General features: G+C 72.9%; 13 protein-coding genes, 1 rRNA gene and 2 pseudogenes. 14 read left to right on the top strand and 2 right to left on the bottom strand.

The annotated features are described in order from the left end of the window. Window positions 1–42: 42 nt before the first annotated feature. Window positions 43–159 (top strand): 5S ribosomal RNA (rrf, locus tag O7543_RS06740). A gap of 503 nt (window positions 160–662) precedes the next feature. Here rrf and O7543_RS06735 read toward each other — a convergent pair. Continuing rightward, entirely contained in the window at window positions 663–1,349 is a 687-nt protein-coding gene (locus O7543_RS06735; RefSeq protein ID WP_281554637.1) for a hypothetical protein, read from the bottom strand. A gap of 51 nt (window positions 1,350–1,400) precedes the next feature. On the opposite strand from O7543_RS06735, the pseudogene O7543_RS06730 reads away from it, so the two are divergent. Then, window positions 1,401–1,994 (top strand): annotated as a pseudogene (locus tag O7543_RS06730) (Replicase polyprotein 1ab); the annotation flags it as partial. 77 nt (window positions 1,995–2,071) lie between these two features. After that, window positions 2,072–3,112, top strand: coding sequence for an HAD-IIA family hydrolase (locus O7543_RS06725; RefSeq protein WP_281554638.1), 1,041 nt, complete (start codon window positions 2,072–2,074; stop codon window positions 3,110–3,112). Between the two features lie 104 nt (window positions 3,113–3,216). Here O7543_RS06725 and O7543_RS06720 read toward each other — a convergent pair whose 3' ends face one another. Next, window positions 3,217–3,555: an SCP2 sterol-binding domain-containing protein gene (locus tag O7543_RS06720; protein WP_281554639.1), complete on the bottom strand. Its 339-nt coding sequence runs from the start codon at window positions 3,553–3,555 to the stop codon at window positions 3,217–3,219. Between the two features lie 145 nt (window positions 3,556–3,700). Here O7543_RS06720 and O7543_RS06715 point away from each other — a divergent pair, with 145 nt between their 5' ends. The 11 genes and pseudogenes from O7543_RS06715 to O7543_RS06665 form a co-directional block, all read left to right on the top strand. Then, window positions 3,701–4,189 carry a hypothetical protein gene (locus tag O7543_RS06715; protein WP_281554640.1) on the top strand — a complete coding sequence of 163 codons (489 nt, stop codon included), beginning with the start codon at window positions 3,701–3,703 and terminating at the stop codon, window positions 4,187–4,189. Further along, complete coding sequence (locus O7543_RS06710) at window positions 4,186–4,443, top strand: hypothetical protein (protein WP_281554641.1); 258 nt, start codon at window positions 4,186–4,188, stop codon at window positions 4,441–4,443. The genes O7543_RS06715 and O7543_RS06710 overlap by 4 nt, the downstream gene beginning before the upstream one ends. Window positions 4,444–4,469: 26 nt before the next feature. Then, window positions 4,470–5,288 carry a TlyA family RNA methyltransferase gene (locus tag O7543_RS06705; protein ID WP_281554642.1) on the top strand — a complete coding sequence of 273 codons (819 nt, stop codon included), beginning with the start codon at window positions 4,470–4,472 and terminating at the stop codon, window positions 5,286–5,288. A 29-nt stretch (window positions 5,289–5,317) separates the two neighbouring features. Further along, on the top strand, window positions 5,318–6,214 hold the full coding sequence (locus O7543_RS06700) for an NAD kinase (protein WP_123604586.1): 897 nt from the start codon (window positions 5,318–5,320) through the stop codon (window positions 6,212–6,214). A gap of 47 nt (window positions 6,215–6,261) precedes the next feature. After that, a complete protein-coding gene (gene recN, locus O7543_RS06695; protein ID WP_281555565.1) occupies window positions 6,262–8,019 on the top strand; it encodes a DNA repair protein RecN in 1,758 nt (585 codons plus the stop codon). 96 nt (window positions 8,020–8,115) lie between these two features. Continuing rightward, window positions 8,116–9,294 carry a putative cytokinetic ring protein SteA gene (steA, locus tag O7543_RS06690; RefSeq protein ID WP_281554643.1) on the top strand — a complete coding sequence of 393 codons (1,179 nt, stop codon included), beginning with the start codon at window positions 8,116–8,118 and terminating at the stop codon, window positions 9,292–9,294. A gap of 50 nt (window positions 9,295–9,344) precedes the next feature. Beyond that, the gene (locus O7543_RS06685) at window positions 9,345–10,280 is read left to right on the top strand and encodes a copper transporter (RefSeq protein ID WP_281554644.1); all 936 of its coding nucleotides are present in this window, start codon (window positions 9,345–9,347) and stop codon (window positions 10,278–10,280) included. Window positions 10,281–10,306: 26 nt separating this feature from the next. Next, the gene (locus tag O7543_RS06680) at window positions 10,307–11,164 is read left to right on the top strand and encodes a hypothetical protein (RefSeq protein WP_281554645.1); all 858 of its coding nucleotides are present in this window, start codon (window positions 10,307–10,309) and stop codon (window positions 11,162–11,164) included. Window positions 11,165–11,177: 13 nt separating this feature from the next. Continuing rightward, complete coding sequence (locus tag O7543_RS06675) at window positions 11,178–12,827, top strand: lipid II flippase MurJ (RefSeq protein WP_281554646.1); 1,650 nt, start codon at window positions 11,178–11,180, stop codon at window positions 12,825–12,827. Next, on the top strand, window positions 12,824–14,017 hold the full coding sequence (locus O7543_RS06670; RefSeq protein ID WP_281554647.1) for a glycosyltransferase family 4 protein: 1,194 nt from the start codon (window positions 12,824–12,826) through the stop codon (window positions 14,015–14,017). The genes O7543_RS06675 and O7543_RS06670 overlap by 4 nt, the downstream gene beginning before the upstream one ends. Beyond that, window positions 14,017–16,122 (top strand): annotated as a pseudogene (locus tag O7543_RS06665) (hypothetical protein); the annotation flags it as partial. The gene O7543_RS06670 and the pseudogene O7543_RS06665, both read left to right, overlap by 1 nt. Window positions 16,123–16,149: the final 27 nt, after the last annotated feature.

The raw sequence follows: 16,149 nt of genomic DNA, 5'->3' as shown, positions 1-16,149 counted from the left end.
GGGCAAACGAACACTTGTGTGTGTTTGGTTTGTTGTTAGGGTTACGGCGGTTATGGCGGAGGGGAAACGCCCGGTTACATTCCGAACCCGGTAGCTAAGCTCTCCAGCGCCGATGGTACTGCACTCGTGAGGGTGTGGGAGAGTAGGTCACCGCCGGACATCTTTACAGTTGAGGGCCGCTCCCTGCGGGGAGCGGCCCTCAACTGTGTCTGCCCGCCGTACTTCGGTTGGGCGGCATCAGGGAGGATGGAGTCGTGAACCCAACTGGGCAGGATGGCGACCGACCTCGGCGCGCCGACGAACGATCCGGTCGTGCCGGCGGCTCCAGCCGCGGCTACGGCGGCAGCCGAGCCGACCGTGGCGACCAGACCCCGCGCCGGGACGGCCACGACACCGGGCGGCGCGGTGGTGAGCGCGGTGCGGGGCAGTTCCGTTCCGACCGCCGGCAACCGTTCCCCGACGAGCGTCGAAGTGGTGCCACCGGTAACGACGGTGACCGCCGCCGGGGCGGTTGGGACAGTGACCGCCGACAGCCCGACGACCGCAGGGCCGGCGGCCGTGACCGTGGCTACGTGCGCCGCGACGAGTCCGGCTCAGGCCGCGAACCGTCCGGTTTCCGCCGCCGCGACGATGGCGGTTTCCGGCGACGCGATGACAGCGCATCACGGGCGCCGCACCGGGACCGACGCGGCGACTGGGAGCCGGCCAGCCGCCGTGACGACGACCGCCGGGGCGGCCGAGGGGAACCCGGTGGCGCTGCGGGGGACCGAACCGGCGGTTTCCGCGGCGACCGTGGGCACCGGGCCGACGACGGCCGCCGCAGCGGGCCCCGCGACGACCGCGGCTTCCGCGGCGACCGCCGGACCACGGGTGGGGACGGTGGCGACCGTCGGCCCGACCGTGGCGGGTTCCGGGCCGGGGGACCTCGCGCACAGCATGCCGACGGTGAGCGTCGCTTCGATGCTGGGCGGGGACGGGATGAGCGGCGCTTCGAGCAGCGGGGCGGTGACCGACGCGCCGGGCAGGGAGACGAGCGGCGCGACCGTTCCTACGGTGATCGCCGGTCGGGCAGCTTTTCGACCCCCGGCCGACCGGTTGACCGGCGAAGCCCCCGCTCCGAGGAACGGCGCCCCCGATTCGGTGACGCCGGCCGGTCCCGTGACGACGGCGCGCCGGGGCAGTTCCGTAGGCGTACGGACGGTCCGACCGACCGGCCCTTCCGACGGGACCGTTCCCCGGAGGCCTCCGCCGCGCCGTACCGTCGGCGCGACGAGGACGGTGCCGACCGCGCGGCCGAACGGACGCCGCCGCCGGAGTTGTCCGACGACATCCTCGCCACCGATCTGCACACCGAGATCCGGGCCGAACTGCTCGGGCTGGCCCGACCAGTGGCCGACACGGTGGCCCGGCACCTCGTCGCCACCGGCCAGCTGCTCGACGAGGAGCCGGAGACGGCGCTCGCCCACGCCCTGGCGGCACGTCGGCTCGCCGCCCGCATCGCGGCGGTACGGGAAGCGGTCGGGCTGGCCGCCTACCGGGCCGGGCAGTGGCAGACCGCCGTGGCTGAGCTCCGGACCTACCACCGGATGACCGGACGTCAGACGCACCTCGCCGTACTGGCCGACTGCGAACGCGCCCTCGGCCGGCCGGAGCGGGCGATCGACATCTACCGTGGCGCGGATCGCGCCGGCTTGGACCCCGCTGCCGCCGTCGAGCTGCTGATGGTGGCTGCAGGTGCCCGCAGCGATCTTGGCCAGCCGGCTGCAGCGGTGGCGATGCTGCAGGTCCGGGAGCTGGCCGTGGAGTCCGCCGACCCCTGGGTCTGCCGGCTCCGCTACGCGTACGCCGACGCGCTGCTCAGCGCCGGGCGTAAGGACGAGGCCCGGGAGTGGTTCGCCCGAGCGGCCGAGGCCGACGCGGAGGCAGCAACCGACGCGACCGAGCGCCTTCTGGAGATCGACGGCGTGCTGCTAACCGAGGACGAGTCCGACGATGAGTCCGACGACGAGCCGGCCGCCACGTCGCACCCCAGCAGCTCACCTCCCCTGAGCGCGGAAGAAGAGCGGCCCTGATGACCCGAACCGACGACGCCACCGCTCCGCGCTGTGGGCTGTCCGCCGCATACGATCTGGTGATCTTTGATCTCGACGGGGTGATCTACCTGATCGACCGGCCCATCCCCGGGGCGGTCGAGGCAGTGGATCGGCTGCGGCAGGCCGGCCTGCCGGTCGCGTACGCGACGAACAACGCCTCCAGACGTTCGACCGACGTCGCCGCGTTGCTCAGTGGCATGGGAGTGTCGGCAACTGCCGACGAGGTGGTGACCTCGGCCGGTGCGACCGCCGCGCTGTTGGCACAGCAGTACGGTCCAGGTGCCAAGGCGCTGGTGGTGGGCGCGGACGCGCTGCGTGACGAGCTCACCGAAGCCGGGTTGGCCCTGGTCGCGTCGGCCGATGACAAGCCTGCGGTGGTGGTTCAGGGGTATGGCCCCGGGATCGGGTGGGCCGACCTGGCAGAGGCATCGGTGGCGATCAGGGGCGGTGCCGACTGGGTGGCGACGAACACCGACCGGACCCTGCCCAGTGCCCGGGGACCACTGCCCGGTAACGGCTCACTGGTCGCCGCGCTGCGCACGGCGCTGAACCGGGAGCCTGACCAGGTCGTCGGCAAACCCGAACCGGGTTTGTTCGTCGGTACCGCTCGGCGTGCTGGTGCCGAACGGCCGCTGGTGGTCGGTGACCGGCTGGATACCGACATCGAAGGGGCGAACCGCGCCGGCATGGCGAGTCTGCTCGTGTTGACCGGGATCAGCGACGCTCGGGAACTGCTGGCCGCCCCGCCGGCACGCCGGCCGACGTACCTGGCGGCGGACCTCGCCGGCCTGTTCGCGGCCGATGCCGCCCGGCCAATCGACGACGACCCGACGGACGGTGCCGGGTGGCAGGCCTACCGCCACGGCCCGGCGGTGCTCGTCCTCGACGGCACCGGCGATGACAGCGCGCAGGCGCTGCGGATACTCTGCCGGCACGCCTGGCAGGGTGACCCGGTGACCGAGGTGCGATCCGGGTCCGCCGTAGCCGAATCGGCGCTGCGTGACCTGGCGCTGGCGTGACCCGACGCGCTGAGGTGATTCGCCGCGGGACGCGGCCTACGCTGACCGGGGACCGGGTCGGCGGGTGAGCCGGGCCGGCGGACCTGGCCACGGAGCGGGGCGGTTCACAGCAGCTTCCTGAGCTTCAGCAGGTCGAACGGGCTGGCGCTGACCGACAGTTGTCGGGCCGCCAACGCGCGACCTACGTCGAGGTCGCCACGGACCAGCGCGAGTAGGTCGTCACTGCCGATGCTCATTGCGATCTTGGCCTTCGGGTCGTCCCCGTCGGCGAGGTCGACAAGACGACCATCGGTCAGCCGTCCGTGGAACGCGGTGCCGAGATCGGTGATCCGGCAGGCGAGGGTACGGTCAAGGTTGACTCGTTCGCGCACCTGGTCGGCGTTGCCGTCGAGCCGGGTGGCGAGCTCCCGCAGTGCCTGCCGACATTCGTCGACGCTGGCCACAATCGCACCTCCCGGGCTTCGTGTGGGTCGCGGCGGCCCGGCCGGACACCGCCGACCGGTGTTGCGCACAGGCACCGTACCGCACTGCGGCGTCGCGTCCCGGTAGCGTGTCAACCGAACATTTCCGCGGTGAAGGAGTCGGACCATGCGTGACGCCTGGCGGGCGTACCTGGAACTGGCCCTCGGCCTGACCGAGGCGTCCCGGAAGAAGGCCGAGCAGACCGCGCGGTCGTTGGTCGGCAAGGGCGGGGCGACCGCCGCCCAGCTACAGGCGGTGGCGGAGGACCTGCTGTCGGCCGGCACCGCGAACCGTGAGTCACTCACCCGGCTGGTGCGGGTGGAGGTGGACCGGGCACTCGGTGTGGTGGGACTGGTCAAGGCCGAGGAGGTCGTGGCGCTGCGGGACCGGATCGACCGGCTGGAGGCCGAGATGGAACAGGCCCGGAGCCGGGTGGCTGCAGCTTCGGCCGCCGCCGCAACGGCCGAGGCGGCGGTTCCGCCGTCGGCCGAACCAGCCGTGGCCAGTAAGCCGGTGGCGAAGAAGACCGTGGCCAAGAAAGCCGTGGCGAAGAAGGCTGCGGCCAGCAAGACGGTGGGCCGCAGGTCCGCGGACGGCCCGGCAGGTGGGCAGTGACCGGCCCAGTACCGGGGCCACCACCCGGCGTCCGGGTCGTACCGGCGCCACCCGTCGCGACCATCGCGCTAGCGGACGGCACAGTCGACGGCACCGACGGCAGTGCCGACACCCGGACCGGGCACCCGGCGGTCGACGCGGTCATCGAGGCGGTCCGTAATGCCGCTGGTCTGCCGCCCGCCGACCAGATCGCCCAGTTCGAAGCAGCGCACGGAACCCTGCAGGAAGCCCTCGCCACCATCGACCAGGCCTGACCGGCCGAGATCCTCCCCGGAGTCGCATGGCACGCCGTAACCGCCTCGATGTGGAGCTGGTCCGCCGCGGGCTCGCGCGGTCCCGCGAACAGGCCGCAGAGTTGATTTCGGCCGGGCGGGTGGAAGTGCGCGGAGTCGCCGCCGTGAAGGCCGCTGCGATGGTCGACCCGGCGGAGGCCGTCCGGCTGCTCGGTGAGAACCCGGCGGACGGTTACGTCTCCCGGGGTGCGCACAAGCTGATCGGCGCCCTGACCGGGACCGCAGTCACGGTCACCGGCCGGCGTTGCCTGGACGCCGGGGCCTCGACCGGCGGCTTCACCGACGTGCTGCTGCGGCGAGGCGCGGCCGAGGTGGTCGCGGTGGACGTCGGCTACGGACAGCTGGCCTGGTCGCTGCGGGGCGATCCACGGGTACGCGTCCACGAGCGAACCAACGTCCGTACCCTCACCGCCGACCGGATCGGCGGCCCGGCCGGGTTGACCGTGGCGGATCTGTCGTTCATCTCGTTGCGGCTGGTCCTTCCCTCGTTGGTTGCCTGCACCGAGCCGGACGGCGATCTGCTGCTGATGGTCAAGCCACAGTTCGAGGTCGGCCGGGAGCGGGTCGGTTCCGGTGGGGTGGTGCGCGATCCGCAGTTGCGGGCCGAGGCGGTGCTCGCCGTCGCGCAGGCCGGTGCCCAACTCGGCCTCGGCGTGTCTGCGGTGGTCGCCAGTCCACTACCCGGTCCGCGGGGAAATGTGGAATTCTTCGTCTGGTTCCGGGCCGACGCGCCGCCCGTCGACCCGCTCCGGGTGAGGGCTATCGTCGACGCCGGTCCGGCCACGGAAGAAGGTGGAGCGCGGTGAACGCGACAGTCCCGACCGGCGGGGCGCCGGTGGCACCCCGCGGTGCCAGAGCGGCGCTGCTGGTCACCCACACCGGTCGGCGGCGCAGCACCGATCATGCCCGGACCGTCGCCGCCGACCTGATCGAGGCGGGTTTCGAGGTACGGGTGGTCGCCGAGGAGGCCGACGATCTGGATCTGCCCGGGGTGCACCCGGTCGGTGGTCCGGCGGCTGCCGACGGGGTGGAGATCGTATTTGCGCTCGGCGGTGACGGTACCTTCCTACGCGCCGCAGAGCTGGCTCGCCCGGCGAAGGCCCCGCTGCTCGGGATCAACCTCGGCAAGGTCGGGTTCCTGGCCGAGGCGGAGATCGGTGATCTGGACCGGGCGGTCCGGCAGGTGGTGGCCCGGGACTACACGGTGGACGAACGGTTGACCCTGGATGTGCGGGCCGAGTTGGAGTACGGCGTCACCATCGACTCGTGGGCGTTGAACGAGATCAGTGTCGAAAAGGGGCAGCGCGCCCAGATGCTGGAGCTGATGGTCGACGTGGACGGCCGACCGTTGTCGCGCTACGGCGCGGACGGGGTGGTCTGCGCCACGCCGACCGGGTCGACCGCGTACGCGTTCTCGGCCGGCGGTCCGGTGGTGTGGCCCGAGGTCGAGGCGCTGCTGCTGGTGCCGATCAGCGCGCACGCGCTGTTCAGCCGGCCGCTGGTGACCGCGCCGAGCTCCACCTTCGTCATCACCGTCGATCCGTACACCACGTTCGCGGTGCTCTGCTGCGACGGTCGGCGGGTCTATGACCTGCCGCCCGGCGCGCGGGTGACAGTCCAACGGGGCGACCTGCCGGTGCGGGTGGTCCGGCTGCATCCGCGACCGTTCAGTGACCGCTTGGTCGCCAAGTTCGATCTGCCGGTCAACGGTTGGCGGGGTAACCGGCGCTGACCGCCCCGGGTAGTCAACGTCGCGGCCCGCTACTACTGTCGGTGGCTGTGCTGGAAGAGCTGCGCATCACCGGGCTGGGCGTCATCGAGGACACCACGCTGCCGTTGACCGGCGGCATGAACGTGATCACCGGTGAAACCGGGGCCGGCAAGACGATGGTGGTTACCGGGCTCGGGTTGCTGCTCGGTGGCCGAGCCGACGCCGGGCGGGTCCGAGCGGATCCTGGCCGGGCGGTCGTCGAGGGCCGGCTGCGGCTGGTTGGTGCCAGCGGAGCCGTGGTGCGTGAGCGGGTCGTCGACGCCGGAGGCGAGCCTGACGAGGACGATGTTCTGCTGCTCAGCCGAACGGTGACCGCCGAAGGTCGGTCCCGGGCGCACATCGGCGGCCGCAGTATGCCAGTGTCGGTGCTGAGCGAGATCGGTGCTCAGGTGGTCGCCGTGCACGGGCAGTCCGACCAGTTGCGGCTGCTGCGCCCGGCTGAGCAGCGGGCGTCGCTGGACCGGTTCGCCGGGGCCGACCACGACAAGCTGCTCGCGGCCATGCGGGAGACGTACGGCCGGTGGCGCCAGATCAGCGACGACCTGGCCGACCGGCGGCGCAACGCCCGTGAGCGTAACCAGGAAGCGGACCTGCTCCGGCTGGGTCTCGACGAGATCACCCGGGTCGATCCGCAGCCGGGCGAGGAGGACGCACTCAAGGCCGAGGCGCAACGGCTGGAACACGCCGAAGGGCTGCGTACCGCCGCCCAGCTCGCCGCCCTCGCTCTCGCCGGCGGTACCGAACCGGCCGACGACACGCCGGACGCGACCGGTCTGCTCGGTACCGCCCGCCGGTCGTTGGAGGCACAGGCCGCCGTGGATCCGGCGCTCGGTGAGCTGGCGGCCCGGCTGACCGAGGCGGCGACCCTGGTCGGCGACGTGGCGGCGGAGTTGTCCGGGTACCTGGCGGCACTGGACGCCGACCCGCAGCGGCTGCAGGTGGTCTACGAGCGGCGGATGGCGCTGCGTGGGCTGACCCGCAAGTACGCCGACGACGTGGACGGGGTGATCAGCTGGGCGGAGCGGGCCCGGTCCCGGTTGGCCGAGTTGGACACCTCCGACGAGCTGCTGGACGAGCTGGACCGGGAACGTGCCCGACTGGCCGACGAGGTGGCGGAGCTGGCGGCCCGGGTGTCGGCGGCCCGCCGACAGGCGGCGGCGCGTTTCGCCGAGTTGGTGAGCGTGGAGCTGGCCGGGCTGGCCATGCCGCACGCACGGATCGAGGTCGCGGTGCTCGCCCGGCCGGCGGGCCGGGGCGAGCCGACGCTGACCGTCGACGGTGTCGACGCCGGCGTCGGCCCGGATGGCGCCGACGAGGTCGAGTTGCGGTTGCTGGCGCATCCGGGTGCGCCGCCGCTGCCGTTGCAGCGGGGGGCCAGCGGCGGTGAGCTCTCCCGGGTGATGCTTGCCATCGAGGTGGTGTTCGCCGGCGCCGGAGGCCCGCCGACGTTGGTGTTCGACGAGGTCGACGCCGGGGTGGGTGGGCAGGCGGCGGTGGAGATCGGTCGTCGGCTGGCCCGGCTGGCCCGTAGCCATCAGGTGCTGGTGGTGACGCATCTGCCGCAGGTGGCGGCGTTCGCCGACCGGCATCTCGTGGTGGCGAAGGACACCGGGGGGGCGGTGACGACCAGCGGTGTGCGGATGGTCGAGGACACCGACCGGGCGCGGGAACTCGCCCGGATGCTCGCCGGGCTACCCGACTCGGATCTGGGTCTCGCGCACGCGGAGGAGCTGCTCGCGGTCGCCGCTCGCGATCGACGGGGTTGACCTGTCGGGGTCGGCCCGGTGTGTCTGACCTGCCGGTAGTGGCACAGCGGGCATGTCGTGTCGGTGTTCACCGCCCAACATGCCAGGATGGTAGGGATGCGTTTACCCACCTTGCGCCGGGCTCGTAATCCCGAGCCTGGAACGATCTCCGGCACGGCACGGCTCGATCGCCGGACGAAGCGCCTTGTCGGTCGGCTCCGGCCGGGTGACATCGCGGTCATCGACCACGTGGACCTGGACCGGGTCGCGGCCGACTCGTTGGTCGCCGTCGGCGTGGCCGCGGTCCTCAACGCCAAGCCGTCGGTTTCCGGCCGGTACCCGAACCTCGGTCCGGAGGTGCTGATCCAGGCCGGTATCCCGTTGGTCGACGGCCTCGGTGAGGACGCGTTCGAGAAGATCCGCGAGGGCGACACGGTGCGGGTCGACGGTGCCGAGGTCTTCGTCGGCGACGACCAGGTGACGTCCGGGGTACGCCAGGACGCGGATTCGGTCGCCCGGGCGATGGCCGAGGCCAGGGAAGGACTCTCGGTCCAGTTGGAGGCGTTCGCCGCCAACACGATGGAGTACCTCAAACAGGAACGGGACCTGTTGCTGGACGGGGTCGGCGTACCGGACATCGAGACCAGGATCGCCCGCCGGCACTGCCTGATCGTGGTCCGGGGCTACGACTACAAGGCAGACCTGGACGTGCTGCGGCCGTACATCCGCGAGTTCAAGCCGGTCCTGATCGGCGTGGACGGGGGAGCGGACGCGCTGGTCGAGGCCGGCTACACCCCCGATATGATCATCGGGGACATGGACTCGGTCACCGACGACGTGCTGCGCTGCGGCGCCGAGGTGGTCGTCCACGCCTACCGCGACGGCCGGGCGCCGGGCATGGACCGGGTCCGCGAACTCGGGGTGGAGTCGTTGACCTTCCCGGCGGCGGCTACCAGCGAGGATCTCGCCATGCTGCTCGCCGACGAGAAGGGCGCGTCGTTGATCGTCGCGGTCGGTACCCACGCCACCCTTGTCGAGTTCCTCGACAAGGGGCGGGGCGGGATGGCCTCCACTTTTCTGACCCGGTTGAAGGTTGGCGGTAAGCTGGTCGATGCCAAAGGGGTGAGCCGGCTGTACCGGCAGAGCATTTCCGGCTCGTCGCTGCTGCTGTTGGTGCTCTCCGCGATCGCCGCGATGGCGTCCGCCGTGGCGGTTTCCACGGTCGGTAAGGCCTATCTCGGGGTGGCATCCGAGTGGTGGGACAATTTCGTCTTCCAGTTGGGTCAGCTCTTCTAGCGCGGCCGAAACTTCTGGTCAGCGCAGACGGATCGGAGAAGGCGGCAAGTGTGATCAACTTCCGTTACCACGTGGTGTCGCTCACCGCGGTGTTCCTCGCCCTGGCGATCGGCCTCGTGGTCGGCACCGCTGCGCTGAACGGCCCGGTTGCCGATTCTCTGAGCGACAACGTGAATGCGCTCCGCAAGGACAACACGCAGTTGCGGGAGACAGTCAATTCGCTGCGCGAGGAGGTCAACCGCGAGGAGGACTTCGTCGCCGAGGCCGCGCCGATCCTGCTCGCCGACAAGCTGGCCGGCCGCCGGCTGCTGGTGATCTGCCTGCCCAGCGGTCGGGACCACGCTGAAGGCGTGATGGCCGCGCTCGACCTCGCCGGAGCGACGCTGACCGGCCGGATCGACGTGCAGGACAAGTTCGTCAACCCCGACAACAGCGTGGAGCTGCTGGAGCTCGCCACGGCGGCGGCCCGCCCCACCATCCCCACCACCGGGTTGCCCGGCAACAGCGACGGGGTGGAGACCTCCAGCGCTCTGCTGGCCAGCGCGCTGGTCGACCGGGAGGAGCCGCCGGCGGTCGAACCGGCGGACCTCGCGGCGCTGCTCGACGCGTACGGCGACGCCGGCTACATCACCGTCGAGCAGGAGGTCACCGGACCGGCCGAAGCGGTCGTCGTGGTCAGCGGGCAGCCGTACGTCGACCGGGACGCCGCCAAGAAGGACGCCGCGGTGGTCACCATGGTGGTGCAGTTCGACCGGGTCAGCCAGGTCGTGGTGGCTGGCACCGGCTCCAGCGACGGGAACCTGATCTCCGCGGTCCGCAACGACCCCACGCTGACCCAGTCGATCTCGACCGTGGACAACGGCAACACGACCGCCGGCCAGGCGGTGACGGCGCTCGCCGTGGCCGAGCAGTTCACGCTCGACCAGGCCGGGCATTACGGGCTCGGCGCGGGTGCCACGTCGTTGATGCCGAAACGTCCTGAATAGCGCCCTGTCGACGGAGTGAGCCCCTGATGTCGAACCGTGGCCCGCTGAGCCTGTTACTGCTCGGTGCCGCCGGCACCGTCGCAGCCCGCGTCGCACTGCGCACCGCCAAGCGGGTCGCACCCCGTGGCGCACTGGAGCGCACCAACTTCCGGGGCCGCTCGGTGAGCCTCGCCGGCGGACCGGCGCTCGCCGCCGCCGCGTCGACCGCCGCCGCGTTCGGAGCCGCGAGCCCGCCCGCCGCAGCGGCGGCGCTGGTCGCCGGTGCCGGTTCCGGAGCGGTCGGGCTCTACGACGACATCGTCGGCGCCCGACCGGACCAGCGGGCGGCCAAGGGCTTCGCCGGGCATCTCTCGGCGCTGCGGTCGGGCCGGGTGACCAGCGGGCTGGTCAAGATCGTGGGGGTCGGCGCCGCCGCCACCGTCGCGGCCGCGCTGCTCGCCGTGGACCGCCGGGACACCGCCCGCCGACCGGTCCTCCGGGCGGCCGACACACTACTCGGCGCCGGCGTGATCGCCGGCACCGCCAACCTGGTCAACCTGTTGGACCTGCGGCCCGGGCGAGCGGCGAAGGCCGGGCTGCTGATCGCCGCCCCGTTGCTGGCCGGCCTGACGGCGGGCACCGCCGCAGGGACCAGCGGTGCGGTTCTCGGGCTGCTCCGCGACGATCTCGACGAGCAGGTGATGCTCGGCGACTGCGGCGCCAATGCGCTCGGTGCCCTGCTCGGGGTCGCCGTCGCGCAGCGTACCGGGCCGGTCGGCCGCGCGGTCGTGCTCGCCGGGCTCGCCGGGCTGACGGCGGCGAGCGAGCGGGTCAGCTTCACCCAGGTGATCGCACGCACCCCCGGCCTGCGTGAGTTCGACGCCCTCGGCCGCCGGACACCCTGACCAGGACGCGGCAATGACCAATTCGGCGGTCGGCACCCGGGTCGCCGGTGCCGCGGCGCTGATCGCGGTGCTCACCGTGGCGAGCCGGCTGGCCGGGGTCGGCCGTACCGCGGTTTTCGCCTGGTCGGTGGGGCCGACCGCGCTGGGTGACATCTACACTGCCGCCAACACGATTCCCAACATCATCTTCGAGATCGTCGCCGGGGGAGCGCTGGCCAGCCTCGTGGTGCCGCTGCTCGCCGGTGCGGTGGCCGCCGGTGACCGTACCGCCGTGTCCGCGACCACGTCAGCGCTGCTCACCTGGACGCTCGGCCTGCTGATCCCGCTCGCGGTGCTGCTCGCGTTCGCGGCCGGGCCGATCGTGCGGCTGCTCGCCGCCGACGCCGGTGCCGCGCAGATCGACGCCGGCACGCTGATGCTGCGGCTGTTCGCCCCGCAACTTCCGCTGTACGGGATCGCCGTGGTGCTCACCGGAGTGCTGCAGGCACACCACCGGTTCGCCTGGCCGGTGATCGCCCCGCTGCTGTCCAGCGTCACGGTGATCGGCACCTACCTGACCTTCGCCGCCACCGAGGGACGGCTGGCCGACCTGCCCGGGGTGGGTACGTCAGGCCAGCTGCTGCTGGCCGCCGGCACCACCGGTGGGGTGGCCGTGCTGTCGCTGTGCCTGTTCGTGCCGCTGCGCCCACTGGGTCTGCGGCTGCGACCCGGCCTCCGGTTCGTCGGCGCGGCCCGCGACGCAGTCGGCGGGCTGGCGGCGGCCGGCGCGGTCACCGTCGGCGCGCAGCAGGTCGCCGTGCTGGTCGCGGTCTGGCTCTGCTTCGCCGGTGGCGCGCCGCAGGGCAGCGTCGTGCTGTTCATGCTGGCCCAGACGGTGTTCCTACTGCCCTGGTCGGTGCTCGCGGTGCCGCTGGCGACCGCCGCCTACCCGACCCTGGCCGCAGCCCACAGCCACGGGAACATCGCCGGGTACCGGTCCAACCTCGGTCCGGCCCTGCGCGGCGTGGTCCTGCTCTGCTGTCTCGGCGCGGCCGTCCTGGTCTCCGTCTGCGTCCCGGCTGCGGCCTTTCTGGTCCCGGCCGGGCAGGCCGGGACGCTGGCCGCCGGCGTCGCCGGCTTCGCTCCGGGCCTGATCGGCTACGGTATGTTCGCGATCGGCTCCAGGGCGCTGTACGCGGCCGGCCGCCCGGCACCTGCCACCGCAGCGGTGGCCGCCGGCTGGAGCTGCGTGATGGTCGCCGCCCCGGTGCTGTCACTGGTGCTGCCCGACCGCGACCGGGTCTTCGCCTTGGCGCTGGCCAACGCGCTCGGCATGTCGGTGATGGGGCTGCTGCTGGTCGCGGCCCTGCGCCGGGTCGCCGGTGGCGCCGCGCTGACCGGGCTCGGCCGGGCGGTGGCGACCGGTCTGGTAGCCGGCGTCGTCGCGGCGGCTGCGGGCGCCGGCGTGGCGTACCTGACCGGGCCGGGGTCGACCACCCCGAGCGTGCCCGGCGTGCTGCTGCAGGGCATGCTGTCCGGGGCGACCGGGTTGGCGGTCTTTCTCGCGGTGTCCCTGCCTGCGGACCGCCACGATCTGCGGCCGATGGTCGTTGGCGCGGTGCGCCGGACCCGGCGGCTGGCGGCCGGCCGGCGACGGGACGGGAAGGGGACGGAGTCGCGGTGAGTGATCCGACGGACGATCGCTGGGCCGGTACGGTCCTGCTGCTGATCGGCTCCAGCACGGGCGGTATCGGCCAGCACGTCGCATCCCTGAGCCGGGGCCTGGTGTCTGGCGGGGCGCGGGTGATTGTGTGCGGTCCGCTCGCCGTCGAACAGCAGTTCCGGTTCACCGCGTCCGGTGCCCGGTTCGTCCCGGTGGAGATCCCGGCCAACCCGACCCTGGCCGACGCCCGCGCGGTGACCGCGGTCCGCCGCGTCCTCGCCGACGGGGTCGACGTGGTGCACGCGCACGGACTACGCGCCGGGTTCGTCGCGGCGCTCGCCCGACCGTCCGCGCCGATCGTGGTGACCTGGCACAACAGCATCCTCGTCGGCGGGCTGCGGGGTCGACTGGCGCGGCTGGTCGAGCGGCGGGTGGCGCGGGCCGCCCGGGTGACCCTCGGTGCCTCGGCCGACCTAGTCGAGCGGGCGGTGGCGCTCGGCGCGCCTGACGCCAGGCTCGGCCCGGTTGCGGCGCCGGAGTTGCCCGCGCCGAGACGCAGCCGTGCCGCAGTGCGCGCGGAATTCGGTGTCGGCGCCCATCAACCGCTGGTGCTCTCGGTCGGCCGGCTGCACCCGCAGAAGCGCTACGACCTGCTGGTCGACGCCGCCGCCGGATGGCGCGAACTGACTCCACCGGCGCAGGTGGTGATCGCCGGCACCGGGCCGAGCTACCTGTCCCTGGCGGCGCAGATCTCGGCGGTACGGGCACCGGTCACCCTACTCGGCCACCGTCATGACGTGTCCGACCTGCTGCTCGGCGCCGACCTGGCGGTCGTCTGCAGCGACTGGGAGGCTCGACAGTTGTTCGCCCAGGAGGCGTTGCGGGCCGGCGTACCGTTGGTGGCGACCGCGGTCGGCGGGCTGCCCGAACTGGTCGGCGACGCCTGCCGGTTGATTCCACCCGGCGACCTGGCCGCGCTGGACGGCGCCGTGCGCGAGTTGCTGAGCGACCATCAGCAGCGGGCCGACCTGGCCGACCGTGGACCCCGGCGAGCCGCCGGCTGGCCAAGCGACGCGGACAGTCTCGACCTGGTCCGCGCTGTCTACCGGGAGCTGACCGGCGGGCGGGAGGTAGCCGGCGGGCAGTCGGTGCCGGGCCGCCGTGCCGGGCCGACCGACCGCGACGACCGACCGGTGGACGGGAGCGGCTGATGCGTCACCGGATCGTGCCGCTGCTGCTGACGTCGATGCTGCTGGCCGCCGGCGTGGCGGCACTGGCCGACCGGCCGGCGGTGGGTACCTCCGGTCGCAGCGCGGACTACGTGGTCATTGTCGGAGTGCCGGGCCTGCGCTGGGACGACGTCGACCGGCGGACGACGCCGACGCTGTGGCGGCTGGCGGAGCAGGGCTCGATCGCCGCACTGGCGGTGCGGTCCGCGCAGCGGCCGACCTGTCCGGCCGACGGGTGGGTCACCCTCGGTGCCGGCAACTACGCGGCGTACGACGGGATCACCGGCACCACCGGCGACGGCACCTGCCCGCTGGCGCAGATCGCCGTCGAGCAACCTGACGGCATCGGTGGATACCTGACCTCGCAGCCCGCGACGGTGCGCCTCAATCAGGAACGTCTCACCTGGGGTGCGGTGCCCGGCGCGTTGGCCGAGTCGGTGCGGTGCACGGTGGCCATCGGGCCGGGTGCCGCGCTGACCGCCGCCCGGCCTTTCGGCCGGGTCGACCGCTACGAGCCGCAGCTCCCGCCGGACCCGGCGGACCTGCTCGCCTCCTGCGTGTTGAGCGTCGTTGACGCCGGAGTGGTTGCCGGTTCCGACCCGACCGAACGGGCAGCCGCCGCACGGCGGGCCGACGAGACGCTGGCGCGGGTTCTGGCGGCTCGCCCGCAGCGCTCACTCGTGCTGGTCGCCGGGCTGGCCGACACCGGCGCACCGACCCGGCTGCACGTGGCGGTCGCCGACGGTCCCGGCTGGGAGACGGGTTGGATGACGTCGCCGACCACCGGCCGGGACGGCTACCTGCAGTTGGTGGACCTGGCACCGACCGCGCTGCACGTGCTCGACCGGGATCAACCCGACGGGCTGTTCATCGGCCAGCCGGCGAGTTCGGCACCTGGCCGGCCGGAGGACCTCGCGACGGCGATCGCGTACCCGGCCGACGCGGACCGGGAGGCCCGCGCCCAGCGGCGCGCCGCGGTCTGGTTCTTCGGCCTGCTCGCCGGGTTCCACACCGCACTCGCCGTGGCCGTCGTACCGTTGCTGCGCCGGGTGCGCCGCACCGCAGGGCGGCCTGGCCCGGACCCGGTCACTCGGCGGGCCAACGCCGTCATGGAGGTCCTGCTGATCGCGGCCGCGCTCGCCATCCCGGCGGCGCTGCTCGCCGAGGTGGTGCCCTGGTGGCGCAGCGGCCGGCCCGGCCCCGCGTTGGCCGTGGCGACGGTGCTGGTGGTCGCCGCCGCGACGGCGGCGGTCCGGATCAGCCGTTCCTACCGACGCACGCTCGCCCCGATGACGCTGGTCGCCACGATCGCGGCGGCGGTCGTCGCCGCCGACGTGCTGACCGGCGCCAGGCTGCAACTCAACGGCGTAGCCGGATACTCCGCCTCCGAAGGCGGTCGCTACGCCGGGCTCGGCACGGTGGGACTGGGGGTGCTGATCGCCGGCACCCTGCTGGCCGCCGGCTGTCTGGCCCAGCGGGTCCGGCGTGGTTGGCGGGTGACGGTGGTGGTCACCATCGGTGGTGCCGCGGTGATCCTGGTCGGCAGCCCCTACCTGGGTGCCGACCCGGTCGGAGCGATCGCGTTGACCGCCGGAGTGGCGGTCACGGCGGCGATCAGCACCGGGGGTTGGCTGAGTGTGCCCAGAGTGGCGTGGGCGACGGTCGCGAGTCTGCTGGTGACCGCCGGCTTCGCACTGCTCGATTTGCAGCGGCCGGAGACTGAACGGGGCAGCTTGGGACGGTTCCTCACCGCACTGGCCGACGGCACCGGCGGGCTCACCCTGCACCGTTCCTCGGCGGCCAACATGTCGGCCCTGCTGAGCAGCCCGTTGACGGTGCTGACGCTGGTCGCGGCGGTACTCGTGTGGTTCGCCCTGCTGCAGCCGTGGGGCGGGCTGAAACGGCTGTTCGGCATCTATCCGGCGGTGCGGGCGGCGATGGCCGGCATCGCCGTGTCGTCGGTGATCGGCGGCGGTCTTGCGGGTTCTGCGCTGGACGTGGCCGGTGCGGCGGCGGCGGTGACCGTGCCGTTGGCCGCGTTGGTGGCGTTGCGGGTGCTCGGGCACTCGGCGGACCGGACCAGACCGTCCACCGGCCAGACGGGCCCGCCCGGC

The organism is Solwaraspora sp. WMMA2080, from assembly GCF_027497395.1.
Lineage (GTDB): Bacteria > Actinomycetota > Actinomycetes > Mycobacteriales > Micromonosporaceae > Micromonospora_E.
Note: the sequence above shows the minus strand (reverse complement) of the source record. Positions and strands in the feature narration are given on the sequence as shown.